At 68.1% G+C, this 17,944-nt stretch carries 18 protein-coding genes; 9 read left to right on the top strand and 9 right to left on the bottom strand.

The window, feature by feature from the left end:
- Genes D3H54_RS07410 through D3H54_RS07420 form a run of 3 tightly spaced genes read right to left on the bottom strand, consistent with a single transcriptional unit; the run spans window position 1 to window position 2,953 of the window.
- On the bottom strand, window positions 1-864 hold the full coding sequence (locus D3H54_RS07410; protein WP_149378500.1) for an alpha/beta fold hydrolase: 864 nt from the start codon (window positions 862-864) through the stop codon (window positions 1-3).
- A gap of 31 nt (window positions 865-895) precedes the next feature.
- Window positions 896-1,861 (bottom strand): helix-turn-helix domain-containing protein, encoded by a 966-nt coding sequence (locus D3H54_RS07415; protein ID WP_149378501.1) that lies wholly within the window; start codon window positions 1,859-1,861, stop codon window positions 896-898.
- Window positions 1,862-1,888: 27 nt separating this feature from the next.
- Window positions 1,889-2,953, bottom strand: coding sequence for an NAD(P)-dependent alcohol dehydrogenase (locus D3H54_RS07420; RefSeq protein WP_149378502.1), 1,065 nt, complete (start codon window positions 2,951-2,953; stop codon window positions 1,889-1,891).
- Between the two features lie 176 nt (window positions 2,954-3,129).
- Here D3H54_RS07420 and D3H54_RS07425 point away from each other — a divergent pair, with 176 nt between their 5' ends.
- The 4 genes from D3H54_RS07425 to dapC all read left to right on the top strand — a co-directional run bounded on the left by D3H54_RS07425 (window position 3,130) and on the right by dapC (window position 5,863).
- Window positions 3,130-3,804: a type 1 glutamine amidotransferase domain-containing protein gene (locus D3H54_RS07425; protein WP_149378503.1), complete on the top strand. Its 675-nt coding sequence runs from the start codon at window positions 3,130-3,132 to the stop codon at window positions 3,802-3,804.
- On the top strand, window positions 3,804-4,112 hold the full coding sequence (locus tag D3H54_RS07430) for a putative quinol monooxygenase (RefSeq protein WP_149378504.1): 309 nt from the start codon (window positions 3,804-3,806) through the stop codon (window positions 4,110-4,112). The genes D3H54_RS07425 and D3H54_RS07430 overlap by 1 nt, the downstream gene beginning before the upstream one ends.
- A 306-nt stretch (window positions 4,113-4,418) precedes the next feature.
- Window positions 4,419-4,742: a ferredoxin gene (gene fdxA / locus D3H54_RS07435; RefSeq protein ID WP_036343792.1), complete on the top strand. Its 324-nt coding sequence runs from the start codon at window positions 4,419-4,421 to the stop codon at window positions 4,740-4,742.
- Window positions 4,743-4,756: 14 nt separating this feature from the next.
- Window positions 4,757-5,863, top strand: a complete 1,107-nt coding sequence (dapC, locus tag D3H54_RS07440) for a succinyldiaminopimelate transaminase (protein WP_168214804.1) — start codon at window positions 4,757-4,759, stop codon at window positions 5,861-5,863.
- Between the two features lie 38 nt (window positions 5,864-5,901).
- On the opposite strand, the gene mspA is transcribed toward dapC, so the two are convergent.
- Entirely contained in the window at window positions 5,902-6,540 is a 639-nt protein-coding gene (gene mspA, locus D3H54_RS07445; RefSeq protein WP_115321667.1) for a porin MspA, read from the bottom strand.
- 184 nt (window positions 6,541-6,724) lie between these two features.
- Window positions 6,725-8,287: a PucR family transcriptional regulator gene (locus D3H54_RS07450; RefSeq protein ID WP_149378505.1), complete on the bottom strand. Its 1,563-nt coding sequence runs from the start codon at window positions 8,285-8,287 to the stop codon at window positions 6,725-6,727.
- A gap of 84 nt (window positions 8,288-8,371) precedes the next feature.
- On the opposite strand from D3H54_RS07450, the gene pruA reads away from it, so the two are divergent.
- Genes pruA through D3H54_RS07465 form a run of 3 tightly spaced genes read left to right on the top strand, consistent with a single transcriptional unit; the run spans window position 8,372 to window position 11,720 of the window.
- Window positions 8,372-10,003, top strand: a complete 1,632-nt coding sequence (pruA, locus tag D3H54_RS07455; RefSeq protein WP_149378506.1) for an L-glutamate gamma-semialdehyde dehydrogenase — start codon at window positions 8,372-8,374, stop codon at window positions 10,001-10,003.
- Window positions 10,003-10,959, top strand: coding sequence for a proline dehydrogenase family protein (locus tag D3H54_RS07460; protein ID WP_149378507.1), 957 nt, complete (start codon window positions 10,003-10,005; stop codon window positions 10,957-10,959). The genes pruA and D3H54_RS07460 overlap by 1 nt, the downstream gene beginning before the upstream one ends.
- Before the next feature lie 38 nt (window positions 10,960-10,997).
- Window positions 10,998-11,720: a sulfite exporter TauE/SafE family protein gene (locus tag D3H54_RS07465; RefSeq protein WP_286199159.1), complete on the top strand. Its 723-nt coding sequence runs from the start codon at window positions 10,998-11,000 to the stop codon at window positions 11,718-11,720.
- Here D3H54_RS07465 and D3H54_RS07470 read toward each other — a convergent pair.
- From D3H54_RS07470 to D3H54_RS07480, 3 genes are all read right to left on the bottom strand, one after another.
- On the bottom strand, window positions 11,695-13,005 hold the full coding sequence (locus D3H54_RS07470) for an acyltransferase family protein (RefSeq protein WP_149378508.1): 1,311 nt from the start codon (window positions 13,003-13,005) through the stop codon (window positions 11,695-11,697). The genes D3H54_RS07465 and D3H54_RS07470 overlap by 26 nt on opposite strands.
- 23 nt (window positions 13,006-13,028) lie before the next feature.
- A complete protein-coding gene (locus D3H54_RS07475; protein ID WP_210419658.1) occupies window positions 13,029-13,532 on the bottom strand; it encodes an Rv2253 family sensor-like surface protein in 504 nt (167 codons plus the stop codon).
- 86 nt (window positions 13,533-13,618) lie between these two features.
- Window positions 13,619-14,113, bottom strand: coding sequence for an NUDIX domain-containing protein (locus D3H54_RS07480; RefSeq protein ID WP_432246580.1), 495 nt, complete (start codon window positions 14,111-14,113; stop codon window positions 13,619-13,621).
- Between the two features lie 81 nt (window positions 14,114-14,194).
- Between D3H54_RS07480 and D3H54_RS07485 the strand changes: the two genes are divergently transcribed.
- Both D3H54_RS07485 and D3H54_RS07490 read left to right on the top strand, forming a co-directional pair.
- The gene (locus D3H54_RS07485; RefSeq protein ID WP_149378510.1) at window positions 14,195-15,595 is read left to right on the top strand and encodes an acyl-CoA synthetase; all 1,401 of its coding nucleotides are present in this window, start codon (window positions 14,195-14,197) and stop codon (window positions 15,593-15,595) included.
- Entirely contained in the window at window positions 15,592-15,939 is a 348-nt protein-coding gene (locus D3H54_RS07490; protein WP_149378511.1) for a VOC family protein, read from the top strand. Before D3H54_RS07485 ends, D3H54_RS07490 begins: the two co-directional genes overlap by 4 nt.
- Window positions 15,940-15,957: 18 nt before the next feature.
- On the opposite strand, the gene D3H54_RS07495 is transcribed toward D3H54_RS07490, so the two are convergent.
- Window positions 15,958-17,922 carry a 4-alpha-glucanotransferase gene (locus D3H54_RS07495; RefSeq protein WP_149378512.1) on the bottom strand — a complete coding sequence of 655 codons (1,965 nt, stop codon included), beginning with the start codon at window positions 17,920-17,922 and terminating at the stop codon, window positions 15,958-15,960.
- Window positions 17,923-17,944 lie beyond the last annotated feature (22 nt).

Below are 17,944 nucleotides of genomic sequence, written 5' to 3' on the forward strand. Positions count from 1 at the left end.
TCAGAGGTTTGCGGTGAGGAAAGTGCGGATCAACGGCAGCGCTTCGTCGAGCGCACTTTCCAACAAGAAGTGACCGCCGTCGATCAGATGGATCTCGGCGTTGGGCAAGTCGACCGTGAATGCTGCGGCGCCGTGTGGGCCGAACACCGGATCGTTGCGACCCCAGACCGCGAGGAGCGGGACGCCGGACGCGCGAAAGTACTCGTGGACAGCGGCATACAGCGGGGGATTGCTGGCATAGTCGCGGAACAGTGCGAGCTGGATGAGGTCGTTTCCCGGCCGGGACAGCCGCGCGTAATCGGTGATCCAGGTGGTCGGATCGACCAACGTCTCGTCGGCGACTCCGGCCAGATATTGCCAGCGAGTCATGTCCAGCGTCAGCGCCTGGCGGACCCCCGACTCGGTCTGCGGATTCTGATGCGCCCAGTAGGCCCACACCACCCTGAAGAAATCGGGTTGGAAGCCCTCCTGGTAGGCGTTGCCGTTCTGGGTGATGATCGCCGCGATCGACGCCGGATCGCGGAGTGCCAGCCGCCAGCCGATCGGCGCGCCGTAGTCGTGGACGTACATCGCGTAGCGGTGCACACCCAGGTGACGCAACAGTCCGGCGGTCAGGTCGGTGAGTGCGTCGAACGTGTAGGTGAATTCGCCGACCGGCGGGTCGTCGGAGAGGCCGAACCCCAGATGGTCCGGGGCGATCAGGTGCCAGCGGTCGGCCAGCAGCGGCAAGAGGTTGCGAAACATCGACGAACTGGCCGGAAAGCCGTGCAGCAGGAGGAGAATCGGCGCACCGACTGGACCCGCCTCCCGGTAGAAGATCCGGTACCCGTCGATGACCGCGAAACGATGGTGGATGGCGGGCATACCGCGGATGCTACGAACGCTCAGTTGACGATCACTGGATCGGCGGCTGCACGCTCCGGTGCCGCTGCATACCGCTGCCGGCATAATCGCCCGGTGTGCTGCCGTACCGGCGGCAGAACTCCTTGATGAAGTGCGAGACGCTGCGGTACCCGACCGCGCCGGCCACCGCGGATACCCCGAGGCCGGGGTCGGCGAGAAGATCCTTCGCCAAGTCGAGACGACGGTCCTTGATGTACTGGTAGGGCGGTCGGCCGGTGGCGTCGCGGAACGCGCGGGAGAACGCCGAGGGACTCATGTTGACGCGGGTGGCCAAGGACTCGACAGACAACGGCTCGGTGAGATGATCCGAGATATGGCCCAGGGCCGCGGCAATGGGGTTACGCCGCAACTCCTCCGTGGCGAGGCGCACGAGCCGCAAACGCTGCTGACGTTGTAGCAGCCGGTACACCAGTTCATTCATCCGAAGTGGGGCCAGGACACGGCGATCGCAGCCCGTGGACAGCGACGTCAGGAAACCGACCGCCGCCACCATCAACTGGCCGTCGAGTGCTGACACCGATGGTGCATCGTTCAGATCTTGTCGTTCCCGGGCAACGCTGAGCGGGTACATGCTCGACGAGATCGACCGAGTCAGATGTGGATCGATGCGTAGGGAGCAGTACAAGACGGGGTGCCGCACCGATGACGCCGTGATTTTCACATCTACGTTCGAGCCTGCGCCGGTGATGAGGTATGCGGGCTGAGAGTCAATGCGCCGTCCGCAGACATGGGTGGTCGCACCGTTGGCCTGCGCGACGAATCCGACTGATAGTGAATCAAACTCGTACCGAAGGCGTCCCGGGGCGCAGCGGCGGTCAACCGTCAGCCCGGGCCAGGCGTCGACACCGTTGGGTCCCGGCGCGGACGCAAGTTCGGACAGTGTGGTGAGGAATCGGTCGTGGTCTGCCAGAGGTGATGCGCCGGAGGGCGAGTACTGAGTGGGTTCACTGAGTGTCACGACGCGCTCCTGTCTTGCCGAGCGGCCTTACTCGAACACGATGACTGCACGGCCGACGATGTCTCCGCGCCCCAAAGCGTCGAGGGTCTCGTTGATGTCGCTGAGGTTGGTCGGGGTCACGTGGTGTTTGATCGCGCCCTGCTTGGCCGGGGCCAGCACCTCGGTGAGGTCGTTATGGTTGCCCCAGAACGAGCCGAGGTAAGACTTTTCTCCGCTGACGAAGGGAAACAGCGGCAATTCGACGCGTTGGCCCATCAGGCCGACCTGAGCCAGCGCACCCTCGGTCCCTAGAATGGCCGCCGCGAGGCCGAGGGATTCCGCCGATCCGGCGCAGTCGAGTACGGCGTCGACCGTGCGTCGGCCGGTCAGCGACTCGAGCTCGTCCTGCACGGCCTCGGCCGACTTGTCTCGGACGTTGACGGTGTGATCGGCGCCGTTTTCGGTTGCTACGGCCAGTTTTTCATCGCTGCGGGCGAATCCCAGCACCGTGGCTCCGGCGCCGAGCAATTTGGCGTACTGAACGCCGTAGCTGCCCAGACCGCCGATGCCGTTGATGACGACCGTGCGACCCGCGCCGAGCTTTCCCGCTCGGGCAAGCTTTTTCGTCGCGCGGTACGGCGTGAGTCCGGCGTCGGTCAATGGCGCAAGGAACGCGGGGTTGACGTCGCGCTGGTCGCCGACGGAGATGACGTGATCGAAGGGCGCCACCATGTACTCGGCGAATCCGCCGTTGGGGCCGAAGCCCACGAGTTGTCCGTTGCTGCACAGTTGTTCGTTGCCTTCGTGGCACTGCCGACAGGTGCCGTCGCCCCAGTTCGGGTTGACAATCACGAGATCACCCTCGGCGAGACCGGATGCGTCGGGGACCTCGGCGCCCAATGCGGCGATGTGGCCACAGATCTCGTGTCCGGGGGTGAACGGCAACTCGACCGGGAGCCCTTCGCGGAAATAGCCGTCCAGCAGTTGGTAGTCGCTGCGGCACATCCCGGTGGCGGCGACCTTGAGCAGCACCTCGCGGGGGCCGGCCTCGGGCACGGGGATCTCGTCGAGGTGTAGCGGCTTGTTGAATTCGTGGATGCGTGCGGCGAGCATGCCGCCGAAGCTAACGAGACGCTATGGACGATCAGTGGACAAGCACTGGATGTAGCGCGTTCGTCGTGGATCGTTGTCCCTTCCGGCCCGATCCGTACCGGGGGTGGGCCTGCCACGCGCCCGTCGTGTTCGGCTGATGCCGACAGCCGGCAACCGCAGCCAGAGGAGATGCATCCATGAGCGTCCCGTACGTTTTGTTCGTCGCGACCAACGCGGCCGTCATCGGGCCGAACAATCGAGCCACCGGCTTCTTCTTTCCGGAGATCGCCCATCCGTTCCAGGAGCTGGACAAAAAGGGTATCGCCGTCGAGTTCGCCACGCCGTTGGGCGGAAAACCGCCGGAGGACGGCTTCGATGAGTCCGATGACACCCAGACCTCGTTCCTGGAAACGAAGGCATATCGGCGGCTTTCACGAAGTCGGAGGCTGTCCGAGGTCGACGTGCTCGACTATGACGCGGTGTTCTTTCCGGGTGGGCTCGGTCCGATGGTCGACATCACCGGCAACCCCGAGGTGCAGGACACTGTGCGCCGCGCATGGGATGCGGGGCTGATCGTCTCGGCGGTCTGCCACGGACCCGCGGCATTCCTGGGTGTCACCATCGACGACGGGACCCCGTTGGTTCGCGGCCGCAGGTTGACCTCGTTCTCGGACGCCGAAGAGAACGGGTACGCCGACAAGGACGTACCGTTCGATCTGGAGGCGGCCTTGCGAGAGGAGGGCGCTCTCTACGAGGCCACCGACCCGTGGCATCCCCACCTTGTCGTCGACGGGCGATTGATTACCGGGCAGAACCCGCAATCCGGCACCGTGATCGGCCAAGCTCTGGCGGATGCGTTGAAGCGGATCTGATGGAGTCCTCCACGGCGGTGGTGGTGATCGCACGCTGGGACACGACAGAAGCAGACCTCGAGAACCTGTTGACCCAGATTGCCGCATTGGGCGCGCTATCCCTCGCCGAACCCGGCTGCCTGGGGTACGAGGCTTTTCAGGATGCGGATGAGCCCACCTCACTGCTGCTCATCGAGCGCTATCGCGACGAGGAATCTCAGGTGGCACATGTGTCCTCACCGCATTATCAGGAATATGTGGTGGAACGGATCCGCCCCCTGCTGACGTCACGGCAGGTGGAGATCAAGCGAGTCCGAAAACTGGTGTAAGAGAACGAACGCATGAAACGGGTGGTGGGATCGAATCCGCTGCAACCACAGGTGCCGCTGTGGGTCGGGGAGTGCAATCGAAACGTCCGACGGTGTCGGCACGATCAGCGCGGGTATGGCTGGTTAATATACGAAACGTCTAGTATCAGTAACCACTCGCAACACCTGTTCGAACCGGTACTCCGATGGACGACAAGTTAGGGCACACTGAGTCGGCCATCCGGTCACCGGCATCGGATACTAGGCGTTCCCAGCAGCCCTGCAGACATACAGCCCCCGATTAGAGCAGACCGAGGAGAACCTCAAGTGACGTACACGATCGCCGAGCCCTGCGTCGACATCAAGGACAAGGCATGTATCGAAGAGTGCCCGGTCGACTGCATCTATGAGGGTGCGCGCATGCTGTACATCCACCCCGACGAGTGCGTCGACTGCGGCGCGTGCGAACCGGTCTGCCCCGTCGAGGCGATCTACTACGAGGACGACGTCCCGGATCAGTGGGCGTCCTACACCCAGATCAACGCTGACTTCTTCGCTGAGCTGGGTTCGCCGGGCGGTGCCTCCAAGGTCGGCCAGACCGACAACGACCCGCAGGTGGTCAAGGACCTGCCGCCGAAGGAAGAGGCCTGACGGCTCCCGTCCCGTTGCGCGCGCGGCGTCGTCCGGTTTCTGAGGCGCTGCCGGTTTTCCCGTGGGACACCCTCGCTGAGGTGACGGCGACCGCGCGGGCTCACCCGGGCGGCATCGTCGACCTTTCCGTGGGTACACCGGTCGATCCGGTGGCCCCGGTGATCCGGGAGGCTTTGGCTGCGGCCAGCGCGGCACCGGGATATCCGACGACGGCGGGGACGCCCGCGCTGCGGGCCTCGGCGGTGGCCGCGCTGCACCGGCGCTACGGCATCACCGAACTACCGGAGCACGCCGTCCTGCCGGTGATCGGCACCAAGGAACTCATCGCGTGGCTGCCGACCCTGCTGGGCCTGGGCGCCGACGATCTGGTCGTCGTTCCCGAGCTGGCCTACCCGACTTATGACGTGGCCGCGCGGCTGGCCCACGCCAGGGTGATGGCGGCCGACTCGGTGACCCAGCTCGGTCCCGAGTCGCCCGCGGTGTTGTTCATCAACTCGCCGAGCAACCCGACCGGCAAGGTCCTGGGCCGCGACCATCTGCGCAAGGTCGTCGAATGGGCCCGCGAACGCGGCACGCTCGTGGTGTCCGACGAGTGCTATCTGGGCCTGGCCTGGGAGGAAGAGCCGACGTCGGTTCTGCATCCGTCGGTCAGCGGCGGCGACCACACCGGCCTGCTGGCGGTGCACTCGCTGTCGAAGAGCTCGTCGCTGGCGGGGTATCGCGCGGGGTTCGTCGCCGGTGACCCCGATGTGGTGGCCGAGTTGCTCGCGGTGCGCAAGCACGCCGGGATGATGGTGCCGGGGCCGGTGCAGGCGGCGATGGTGGCCGCGCTCGACGACGACGCCCACGAAATAGAGCAGCGGCAGCGCTATGCGCGCCGCCGCGATGTCATGCTGGCCGCGATGCGGTCGGCGGGCTTCACCGTCGACCACTCCGAGGCCGGTCTGTATCTGTGGGCCACCCGCGGTGAGCCGTGCCGGACGACGCTGGCGTGGCTGGCCGAGCGTGGCATCCTCGTCGCTCCCGGGGAGTTCTACGGAGCCCGGGGTGCCCAGCACGTTCGGGTGGCTCTGACCGCGACGGACGAACGTATCGCCGCCGCTGTGGGGCGGCTGGCCTGAGCCAGCCGCCCCACCCAAGCGGGGTCAGTAACGCATCGTCAGTTCATGTTCCAGGGTTCGCCGTAGGTGGTGACGCTGTCGCCGGCCTTGGAGATCAGGCGGGCGAAGGGGCGCAGCAGCACGCCGCCGGCCGCGCCGGTGACGGTGCCGTGGGCGTTGGCCACCGCGACCGAGCCGTTGGGGCCTTCGACGTCGACGGAGAACGTGGCGACTTCCTGGATACCGGGGCCGTTGCCCAGGTCCGCGGAGATCGACACACCCGGGAACAGGTTCGGGGTGATCACCGAACCGAGCGGGTTGAAGCCCGTCGGGGAGATGTTGGCGTCGTCGAGCAGGATGTTGGGGGTGGTGTAGCTGAAGTTGATGCCCACACCCAGCGACCACGGGAAGCCCACCTGGTAGCCCAGCTCCAAGGTGCCCGCGAACTCATCGGCACCCGGGCCGACCACGCTGTAGACAGCCTTGCCGGAGTGGAACCACTCCCGAGTCAGCCGGTTGCGGTCCAACGGGAACACACCATTGAGGAAGGTGTCCCACTGCTGCACCGTCATCGTCCGGCCACCGCCGTCGACCAGACTCAGCTCATTATCCAACCCTGCGTGCGACGTGCCCGTACCGACGAAGAGTGCCGCGACGGCGGCGATCATCGCCACCAGCACTCGACCCATGTATTTCATCCTGACCCCTTGTGCTCAGTGGTTCGACGGTGATCGGGGGGCCCGGTTCACCGAGGTTTCTGGCGCCGTGACGGGCCTCACAGCCAGTCATGACAAAAGCCTCATCGGCAACAGATGCAACAGTGTTACCAGGTTCATCAAAAAATTTCTCGCTGAATGCGGCGCGGCTGCTTGACTGCTCCGATCAGGCGGTCGCCCGCAGGCTTAGTGACAGTAATAGCCGGACGTCGGGATCGCTCAGTGAAGTGGATAGTGCCTGCTCCAGGCGGCGTACCCGATAGCGAACCGTATTGGGGTGCACATGCAGGCCCGCCGCGGCCGCGGCCACGTCGCCGAAGCAGTCCAGGTAGACCTGCAACGTCTGGGCCAGCGTGGGGTCGGCCTCCCGCAGGTCGCGCACCCGCGGATCGATCAACCGCTCGTCGGCGGCCACCAGCGTGACGATCTCGTCGAGCAGCACCGTCGTGCGCGCCTCGGCCAGCGTGGTCACCTTGCCGAACACCGGATGCCGCTGGGCGCTGTCGAAGACGCGGTCGATCTCGCGGCGTGCCCCGGCGACGGCGGCCAGCCCGGCGATCGGAGCGGCGATCACCGCGTGCAGGTCAAGCCCGAGCTCGGCATGCAGCGCGGCGATGGTGCCGCGGATCCAGGACACCACCGCGGCGGTGCGCCCGGAGTCCGGCAGCACGACGTAGACCCGCGAACCGCCGGCGGCCACCTGCGCGTCGGGTCGGAAAGCGCTGGCGCTCAATGCCAGAACGTCGGGCAGCCGAGGGTCGGCGCCGGTGGTGACGAAGCCGATCACCGCGGCGCGGCCGTCGAGGGGGATGCGGAGGTCCCGGGCCACCCCGGCCACGTCCACGCCGTCGGGGTCGGCCAGCCCGAGCAGGTGCTGCACGGCCAGCAGGTGCGCCGACGGTCGTGCGGCCAGTCGTGCCATGCTCCGGGCGGCCAGCACCGCCGCGCCGCGCAACACGTCCTCGGCGTCGTCGGCCAGTGGCCGGCTGCCCTGCTGGACCCAGATGGTGCCCTCGAATATCGGCGGGCCGTCCTGACGATGGATGCCGATCGCCAGCCGCGGCCGCAGCCCCAGTTCGGGCCGCTCGTCGACCGCCACCACCTCGGGGCCCGCGCGCAATCGGTCGAAGATGCCCCATTGGGCGATCCACCGCAGATGCTCCGGTGGGCCGGCCCGGCCCAGGATCGACAGCCGCCGCAAATCGTCGGCCTCGTCGTTGGACGCCGAATAGGCCAGCACGTGCGACTGCGCGTCCTCGATGCTGACCATGCCGTGAGTGCGGTCGGCGATCGACTGCGCCAGCGCGAACAGATCGGTACCCGAATCGGTGAGCGAGTCGGTCCGTCGGTGGTCGAAGACATGGTTGACCAGGCGATACAGCCGCTCCCAGCGTGCTTTCGGGTCGACGGCGACGACCGCGGCACCGGCGGCGACCGCCCGGGCGACCACGGCGTCGGACGGCTCCTTGACGAAGATCGCCGCGGGGGAGCCGTGCGCGGCGACCTGGCGGTCCAGCCATCGGACGGCGTCGGCGGCGGACACACCGAGAAGGAAGAACACGTCCGCCGAGCCGGCGCTGACCGCCAGGCCCAATCGCACGTCGTCAGAGTCGATCAGCGCCGCCGAACGGACCGGCCGGTCCAGCCCCCGCGGTGCCTCGACGAGCCGCACCAACGTCGCATCCAGGGCCAACACCAGTTGACCCAGGCTGACGCCGGCTTCCCGCATGTTGTCCGATGCTACTAGCGAGCGGGTTCAGTCTTGGCGGATCAGCCAACAGTTCCGGACGCGTCGGACGCCATCCTGAAGGGCATGGACGCCCGCACCGATGTTCCCGCTCCGGCCAACGAGCCGGTTCACGACTACGCCCCCGGTTCTGCCGAGCGGGACCGCCTCACCGCGGCCCTGAACGATCTGTCCGCCAACCCCATCGACCTGCCGCACGTGATCGGCGGCGTGCACCGCCTCGGCGATGGCGACCGCATCGACGTGGTCCAACCGCACCGGCACAGTGCCCGGCTGGGCACTGTGGCCAACGGCACGGCCGCCGACGCCACCGCTGCGGTCGATGCGGCGATGGCCGCCAAACACGACTGGGCCGCCACCCCGTTCGATGAACGGGCCGCGGTGTTCCTGCGCGCCGCCGACCTGCTGGCCGGCCCGTGGCGGGAGAAGATCGCCGCGGCCACCATGCTGGGCCAGTCCAAGACCGCCTACCAGGCCGAGATCGACGCCCCCTGCGAGCTGGTCGACTTCTGGCGCTTCAACGTCGCCTTCGCCCGGCAGATCCTGGCCCAGCAGCCGATGAGTGGTCCGGGCGTGTGGAACCGCACCGACTACCGCCCCCTGGACGGCTTCGTCTACGCCGTCACCCCGTTCAACTTCACCGCGATCGCCGCCAACCTGCCGACGGCGCCGGCGCTGATGGGCAACACCGTGGTGTGGAAACCGTCCGTCACCCAGACCTTCGCGGCGTACCTGACCATGCAGTTGCTCGAAGCCGCCGGCCTGCCTCCCGGGGTGATCAACCTGGTGGCCGGCGACGGGCTTGCGGTGTCCGACGTCGTGCTGGCCGACCGGCGGCTGTCCGGTATCCACTTCACCGGATCGACCGCCACCTTCCAGCACCTGTGGCGCGAGGTCGGCACCCGCATCGCCGACTACGACAGCTACCCGAGACTGGTGGGCGAGACCGGCGGCAAGGACTTCGTCGTCGCGCACAGCTCGGCCGATCCGGATGTGTTGCGTACCGCGCTGATTCGCGGGGCGTTCGACTATCAGGGTCAGAAGTGCTCGGCCGCCTCGCGGGCCTTCATCCCGCGGTCGGTGTGGCAGACCATGGGCGACGACTTCCTCGGCGCCACCGAGGCGCTGACCTACGGCGACGTCACCGACCTGTCGAACTACGGTGGGGCCGTCATCGACGCCCGTGCTTTCACCAAGAACTCGCGTGCTTTGGAACGAGCCAAGAGCGCCCCCGGTGTCACCGTCGCCGTCGGCGGTGAATGTGACTACAGCGAGGGCTATTTCGTGCGCCCGACGGTTCTGCTCTCCGACGATCCGACCGACGAGGCGTTCAGCACCGAGTACTTCGGACCGATCCTGGCCGTCCACGTCTATCCCGACGACGACTTCGACGCTGTTCTCGACGTCGTCGACGGCGGGTCACGCTACGCGCTGACCGGTGCGGTGATCGCCGACGACCGGGCCGCCGTCCAGAAGGCGGCCGAGCGGCTGCGATTCGCGGCGGGCAATTTCTACGTCAACGACAAGCCGACCGGTGCGGTCGTCGGGCAGCAGCCGTTCGGCGGATCGCGGGCCTCGGGCACCAACGACAAGGCGGGCTCACCGCTCAACCTGCTGCGCTGGACGTCGGCACGGTCCATCAAAGAGACGTTCGTTCCGCCCACCGATCACACCTATCCGCACATGGGGGTGCAGTGATGAGCGCCTTCAACCGGATTGCCCGACCGGCCATCCTGGCCGCCAGCCGCTCGAATCGGTTGCGGCACAGTGCCGAACACCTACCGATCGCGCGTGACGTGGTCGGCCGGTTCGTACCGGGGGAGACGACAGACGCTGCACTGACCGCCGTCTGCGCGCTGCGTGACTCGAGACGAATGGTCAGCATCGACTACCTCGGTGAGGACGTCACCGACACCGACGCGGCCGGGGCCACCGTCGAGGCCTACCTCGACCTGCTCGACGCGCTCGGTGCCCGATCCGAGAATGCGGCCACCGTCCGGCCGCTGGAGGTGTCGCTCAAACTCTCCGCGCTCGGCCAGGCGCTTCCACAAGACGGCGACAAGATCGCCTTCGAGAACGCGCATACGATCTGCCACCGGGCGCAGCAGGTCGGCGTGTGGGTCACCGTGGACGCCGAGGATCACACCACCACCGACTCGACGCTGTCGATCGTGCGCGAGCTGCGCACCGAATTCGACTGGGTCGGAACCGTTGTGCAGGCCTACCTCAAACGCAGTGAGGCCGACTGCGCCGAGTTCGCGGCAGCCGGGGCCCGGATCCGGCTGTGCAAGGGCGCCTACGACGAACCGGCGTCGGTGGCCTACCGTGATGCCGCCGAGGTGACCGCGTCCTACCTACGGTGTCTGCGCACCCTGATGACCGGCAACGGATATCCGATGGTCGCCTCGCACGATCCCGCGGTCATCACGGCCGCCACCGAGATGTCGAACGAATTTGGCCGGGATACAGACCATTTCGAGTACCAGATGCTCTACGGCATCCGGGACGACGAGCAGCGCCGGCTCGCGGCGGAGGGCAACCAGGTCCGGGTGTACGTGCCGTTCGGCACGCAGTGGTACGGGTACTTCGTGCGCCGACTTGCCGAACGCCCGGCCAACCTGATGTTCTTTCTGCGAGCTCTGACCCATCGCTAGACAAGGATTCGCACCTGAGCGCACTCGACGCCGTCACCTTGCTGATCGCCGGTGTGCTCGGTGGGTTGACGGGCAGCATCGCCGGGCTGGCCTCGGTGGCCACCTACCCGGCCCTGCTGGCGATAGGGTTGCCGCCGGTGACGGCGAATATGACCAACACGGTCGCCCTGGTGTTCAACGGGATCGGCTCGGCGTGGGGGTCCCGGCCCGAACTGGTCGGTCAAGGACGCTTCATCACCCGGATGGCGCCGGTGACCATCGCGGGCGGGGCCGCCGGCGCGGTGCTGCTGCTGACCACCCCGGCCGACGCGTTCGAGAAGGTGGTTCCGATCCTGCTCGCCCTGGCCTCGGTGGCGATCGTCGCTCCGCGCGGCACACCCCATCCCGGGCGACGGCGCCGACTCGTTGTGGTGGCGGAGAGCGTCGCGATCTTCGGAATCGCGTTGTACGGAGGCTATTTCGGTGCCGCGGCGGGCGTGCTGTTCCTGGCGCTGCTGCTCAACGCGGGAGCCGACAGCCTCGCGCACGCCAATGCCGCCAAGAACATCCTGCTCGGGCTGGCCAACACCGTTGCGGCGGTGCTGTTCGCGTTCCTCGCGCCGGTGCACTGGCTCGCCGTCATCCCGCTGGGCGCCGGCTGCCTGATCGGATCCCGGCTGGGACCTGTGGTGGTCCGGCGCGCTCCGGGCACCCCGCTGCGCATCCTCATCGGTGTCGCGGGTCTGGTGCTGGCGGTCAAACTCGGGATCGACGCGTACTGACCGGGGTCAGCGAGACCAGCAGCACGCCAAGGGCAAAGGCGATGCTGATGGCGAGGGGGAATCGCCCGCCGGGGGCGAATCCGAGTGTCGCGAACACCGAGATGGTCACCGCGATCGTCAGCGTGCCGGCGAACAACAACCCTTCGCCGAGCCGGTATGGGATCGCCACTGCGACCGTGGGCAGCGGCGCCGAGAACACTCTGCGGCCCCACCACAACAACAGCAGCTCGATCGCCGCCACCACCGCAAGGATCGCCACCCACTCCAGCCGGAACCACCACCAGGCCGCGGTGCCGAGTGTCGGTTGCGGCAGCAGCCCGGTCGGATACCCGGCGACCGCCACGATGACGACCGGGACCATGTGCCATAGATAGAGAGCCATCACGTTGTCGTTGGCGATGGTCAGAAGGCGCTGCGTACGAACGGATTTCACCATCCGGTTCACCGTGGGCGCCACCGCCAGAGCCACCCCGGCCTGCACCCCGCCGAGCGCCAGCAGCGCCAGATTGGGCGGTCCGGTGTTGTTCACCACCGCGCCCGGGACCCCGATCATGCTGACCGGATAGGGCCCGACGGTGACCGCCAGCGCCAGCACGATCGCCGACAGAACGGCCACCGCGATCGCCGCGCGCCGGCACAGTGTACCGTCGTGCCAGGCGATGCCGAGCTGGTAGAGCACCCCCCAGACCAGCAGATAGTTCAGCCAGCCGACGTAGGGCAGGTGCGCGCCGATGCTCGCCACATCCACCGCCGCGACCGCGAGCGTCATCGCGAACGGCACCCATTTGCCCCACCGTCGGTGTGCGGCCACCGCGACCGGGGTCAGCGCGACCACCACCACGTAGATGCCCAGGAACCACAGGTGCATTGCCACTGCCCAGGCGCCGAAGTCGAGCTCCGCGCCCGCCACCCCGACCCGGCCGAGGACCGCCACGACCAGTAGAGCGAACACGACGTAAACCACGGTCGGTCCCAGCGGGCGGACCAGTCGCCGCCGCAGCCACGCCTGCCTGGACTCGTCGGAGGTGCGCTGGGTCCACGACACCGCGCTCGCGTAGCCGGCCACCACGAAGAACACCGGGACGACCTGGAAGATCCACGTCAACCACTGCGTCCACGGCATGTCGACCAGCGGGTTGTCCCGCCAGAACCCGCCGTCGGAATAGGTCAGCGCCGCCGCGATCCAGTGCCCGATGACGACGAACACCAGGGCGACCACCCGGTAGAGGTCAAAAGCATGGTTGCGCGCCGTCGTCGTGGTCGCCGTGTCGGTCACGTTCTCCATTGTGCGGGCGATGCGGCCCGAGGTCAGGCGGGCACTGCCGCGACGGGCATGACGACGCTGCCGCGGCAGGGTCCGGACGCGATGTCGGTGTGCCACGTGCCGCGCAGGGAGCCGTCGGGCTGTGGGGTGTAGAACGCCCAGGAGGTGGCCGGGCTCCACTGCTTCTGATAGCCGTCGCCGAGGAAGCAGTCCCACACCCAGTCGTAGGTGGTGGCCCACTCGGCACCGTTCCAGGTGTAGCGGGTCGGCTGGGGGATCGTCGGGTTACTCGGTGCGGGGCCGTCGACGACGGTGGCCACACAGGCGCCACCCGAGCACGCTGTCGACAGGGTGAACACCGCGCCGAAGTCGTTCTCCTTCTGGCGGGTGGCCGGGCTGGTGCCGGCCTTCTGGGAGGCGTAGGTGGTCATCTGGAAGCGCCCGTTCCAGGCCAGCGGCTGACCGTGCGCCGAGGCGGGGGACACCAGTCCTGCGGCGCAGATCGTCGCGGCGGCCACCAGCGTGGCACCCCAACTTTGGCGGTTCATGACTCCTCGGAACGTCGTTGCGAGTTATCAGCGTAACCGTCAGAAAACCTCACCTGTCACATCTGCCCCACGCGCGCCGGTCACGATTAGGCCTCGAAACGCTCCTTGAGCAGCAGTTGTGCGTATGCCGCGAGCGACTGGGCATCGGTGATCTCGCCCGTTCGGACCATCTCCTCGAACCGGCTGCGCTCGAACCATGCGAAGTGCATGTCCTGCTCCTCGTGCTCGCGATCGGGCTCACCCTCGACGATGTCGGTGGCCAGGAACACCCAGCCGCGCTGGCTCATGATCCCGGGCGCGACGTCGAGGCGGCCGAGCACCGTCAGCGAGCCTGCCGTGAGGCCGGTTTCCTCGCGTAGTTCGCGGGCCGCCAGATCGGCCGGTTCGATGTCGGGGTCCCCCGGGACGGTGCCCATCGGGAACTCCCAGCGGCGGGCGCCCATCGGATAGCGGTACTGCTCGACCATCGCCAGCCGGTCGCCGTCGACGGCGATGACCACCGCATAGTCGGGCCGGTCGACGACGCCGTGTATGCCGGTGGAGCCGTCTGGCCGTTCGACGATGTCCTCACGCACCGACATCCAGCGGTTGCGGTACACCTCGCGCGATGAGAGCTGGGTGATGGGCTTCACCAGGCCAGTATCTTCGGTAGCGTCGGCGGCGTGCTGCTGGCCTCCCTGAATCCCGCCACCGTCGCCGCCGGAGCCGACATCGGCGACGCCGTTCGGATCGACGGCGCCGTGTTGTCCCGCAGTGATCTCGTCGGGGCGGCGACGTCGGTGGCCGAGCGCATCGGCGGTGCCCGCCAGGTCGCTGTGCTGGCCACCCCCACCCCCGCCACGGTGCTCGCCGTCACCGGCTGCCTGATCGCCGGCGTCCCGTTCGTGCCGGTGCCCGCCGACGTCGGGGTCGCCGAACGCGCGCACATTCTCACCGACTCCGGCGCCCAGGCCTGGCTGGGGGAGTTGCCCGCCGATCTCGGTGGCCTGCCGCATGTTCCGGTGCGGATGCACGCGCGGTCGTGGCATCGCTATGCCGAGCCGGCGCCGTCGAGCACCGCGATGGTCATGTACACCTCCGGCACCACCGGCCTGCCCAAAGGTGTGCTGATCAGCCGGCGCGCGATCGCGGCCCAGATCGACGCACTGGTCCAGGCCTGGCAGTGGACCCCCGATGACACCCTCGTACACGGGTTGCCGCTGTTCCATGTACACGGCCTGATCCTCGGACTGCTCGGGTCGCTGCGGGTGGGAAATCGCTTCGTGCACACCGGAAAACCCACCCCGGCCGGTTACGCCACCGCCGGCGGCAGCCTGTACTTCGGGGTGCCCACCGTGTGGTCGCGGGTGGTCGCCGACACCGGCGCGGCCACCGCGCTGGCTTCGGCCCGGCTGCTGGTGTCCGGAAGCGCTGCGCTCCCGGTGCCGGTGTTCACTCGGCTGACCGAACTGACCGGCCAGCCCCCCGTCGAGCGCTACGGCAGCACCGAATCGCTGATCACGCTGAGCACCCGCGCCGACGGTGAACGACGTCCCGGCTGGGTTGGCTTGCCGCTCAACGGGGTCGAGACCCGGCTGGTGCACGAGGACGGTTCGGTCGCACCCCACGACGGCGAGACCATCGGCAGCCTTCACCTCAAGGCCCCGACGGTGTTCGAGGGCTACCTCAACCGGCCCGATGCCACCGCAGAGGCGTTCGATCCAGAGGGGTGGTACCGCACCGGGGACGCCGCCGTCGTCGACGGCGACGGCATGCACCGCATCGTCGGGCGGGAATCGGTGGACCTGATCAAGTCCGGCGGCTTTCGGGTCGGCGCCGGTGAGGTCGAGACGGTGCTGCTCGGTCATCCGGGCGTCGAGGAGGTCGCGGTGGTGGGCCTGCCCGACACCGATCTCGGCCAGCGGATCGTCGCATTCGTCGTCGGCGACGCCAACCCCGACGACCTCATCGCCTTTGTCGCCGAACAACTTTCGGTGCACAAGCGGCCGCGGGAAGTGCGGTTGGTCGACTCGCTGCCGCGCAACGCGATGGGCAAAGTCGTCAAGAAGGAGCTGATGAAGTGACGCTGCGGTTCAGCGAAGTCTGCATCGACGCCCACGACATCCATGCGCTCTCCGCGTGGTGGTCGACGGTGCTGGGCTGGCCCGCCGAGCCGACCGAGGACGGCGACGTGGCCCTGCGCGCCCCCGCCGGCGCCGGGCCCGACTGGCTGTTCCTGACCGTGCCCGACGACAAGGTGATCAAGAACCGCATCCACTTCGACTTCACGCCCGACGATCAGCAGGCCGAGGTCGACCGGGTGCTCGGGCTCGGAGCGCGCCACGTGGACATCGGCCAGGGCGAGCAGAGCTGGGTGGTGCTGGCCGATCCCGAGGGCAACGAGTTCTGCATCCTGTCGGCGAAGTAGCGCTCACCACCCAGGTTTCTAGCGCCGAAAGGCCGCGGCGATCTCGGCAACCCGCGGATCCGCCCGGAGCTCCTCGAGGGTCTCAGCCAGCGGCAGCCGCCAGTTCGGGTATTCGTCGATTGTGCCCGGAAGGTTCGGCTGCCGAACCTCGCCGATGACGTCGTACGGCGAGATCAACTTCAGCCGGCTCGGCGTCGACGCCAGAAAACGGTGCATCGCAAGGATGATCGACGCTTCGTCGGGTTCACCGTCGGCCAGCAGCCCTTCGCTGCGCAGCAATGCAACCCATTCCGCGCGCTCGGTGGCGGCGTTCGCTTCTTCGGCCGGGACGTCGTCGAGCAGGCCCAGGTCGGCGCGGGCGCGCACATGCTCGCCGCGGAGAAACCCTGCGGCAGTGGGCAGGTCATGGGTGGACAGGCTGGCCGCCGCACGTTCCGGCCACGCCGCCGAAGGGAGCAGCGGCTGGTCCGGGTCGGCCTCGTCGCGGGTGAACCACGAGACCGCCGAGCCGAGCATGCCGTTGGCGGCCAACGCCTCGGTGACCTCCGGTTCGACGGTGCCCAGGTCTTCACCGACGACGACCGCGCCGGCCCGGTGCGCCTCCAGGGCGAGAACCGCGAGCATGACGTCGGCGTCGTAGTGCACGTAGGTGCCGCGATCCGGGGTGTCGCCGGGCGGTATCCACCACAGCCGCCACAGACCGGCCACATGGTCGATGCGCAGACCATCCGCGTGAGACAGGATGGCGCGCAACATGTCCCGCAATCCCACGTATCCGGTGGCGGCCAGGCGGTCGGGACGCCACGGTGGGAGGCCCCAATCCTGACCGCGAGGGGTGAAGTTGTCCGGCGGCGCGCCGACGCTCACGCCGGCGGCGAGCACATCAGCCAGCGCCCACGCGTCCGCGCCGTCGGCGTCCACCCCGACGGGCAGGTCGTGCAGCACGCCGAGGGCCATGCCTGCGGTTCGTCCGGCCGCGCGTATCGCGGCCAACTGCTCGGCGCACTGCTGCTGCACCCAGGCGTGAAAGTCGACTCGCGACGCCAATTCCCGACGGGCAGCCAGGACGGCGGAACCCGTCACATCGCGCAGCAGGGCGGGCCACCGGCTCCACCGTCCGCCATGCCGCTCAGCGAGCGCGCAGTAGGTCGCCCAGTCGGTCAACCCCTCCGTGCCCGGGGATCCATCGAGCGGAGTGGGCCGGCCCACCGCGCGCCAGAGTGCTTCCAGCGCAGAGCGTTTGGCCGCCCACACCAGATCGTGATCGATGCGCTCGGTGCTTGCCGAGACGCGCAGCGCGTCCACCTCCGCGCGGGTGCCGGGGTCGGCTTGGTGATACGCCTCGAGATCCTCGATGCGCAGCGCCAGGGGATTGGAGAACCGCCGGCTCGACGGCGTGTACGGGGAGGGTTGCACCGGATGCGTCGGGCCCGGTGCGTGCAGCGGATTGAGCAGCACCGCGCCGGCACCGTGCTCGGCGACCGTCCACTCCAGGAACTCCCGCAGATCGCCGAAATCACCGATACCCCAGGATCGCTGTGAACGCAGGGCATACAACTGCAGCATCCAGCCCCACGTGTCGGGCGTCCGCGGCACCTGCGCGGGCGCGGCCACCAGCGTCACCTGCTGGCCGTCGTGGGTGTGCAGCCGGTACCAGCCCGGTGCGAGATCGCCGGGCAGCTCGTCGCTGACCGCGATGCGGCTGCCGTCCTCACCGACCAGCAGTTCGGCGCCGGGCACCGAGTGCGGGGCGCCGGTCAGCCGGACAGCGATCGTCGGGGCCAGTCGCCCTGCGCGTCGGAGCTCGGCGAGCGCGGAAAATTCGGCGCGCCGGGCGGCCTCGGTGGTCGCGTCTACGTCGAGTAACCCCAGAACCCGGATCACCACGTCGGCGTCGACCTCGACCGGCTCCCGTCGCTCGTTGCGATAGGAGGTTGCCACGCCATGGGCCGCGGCCAACTGCCGCAAGTCATCCGGAAACACGCTGCTCCTATACCCGAGCAGT

The sequence above is a fragment of the Mycobacterium sp. ELW1 genome (genome assembly GCF_008329905.1).
Classification (GTDB): domain Bacteria; phylum Actinomycetota; class Actinomycetes; order Mycobacteriales; family Mycobacteriaceae; genus Mycobacterium.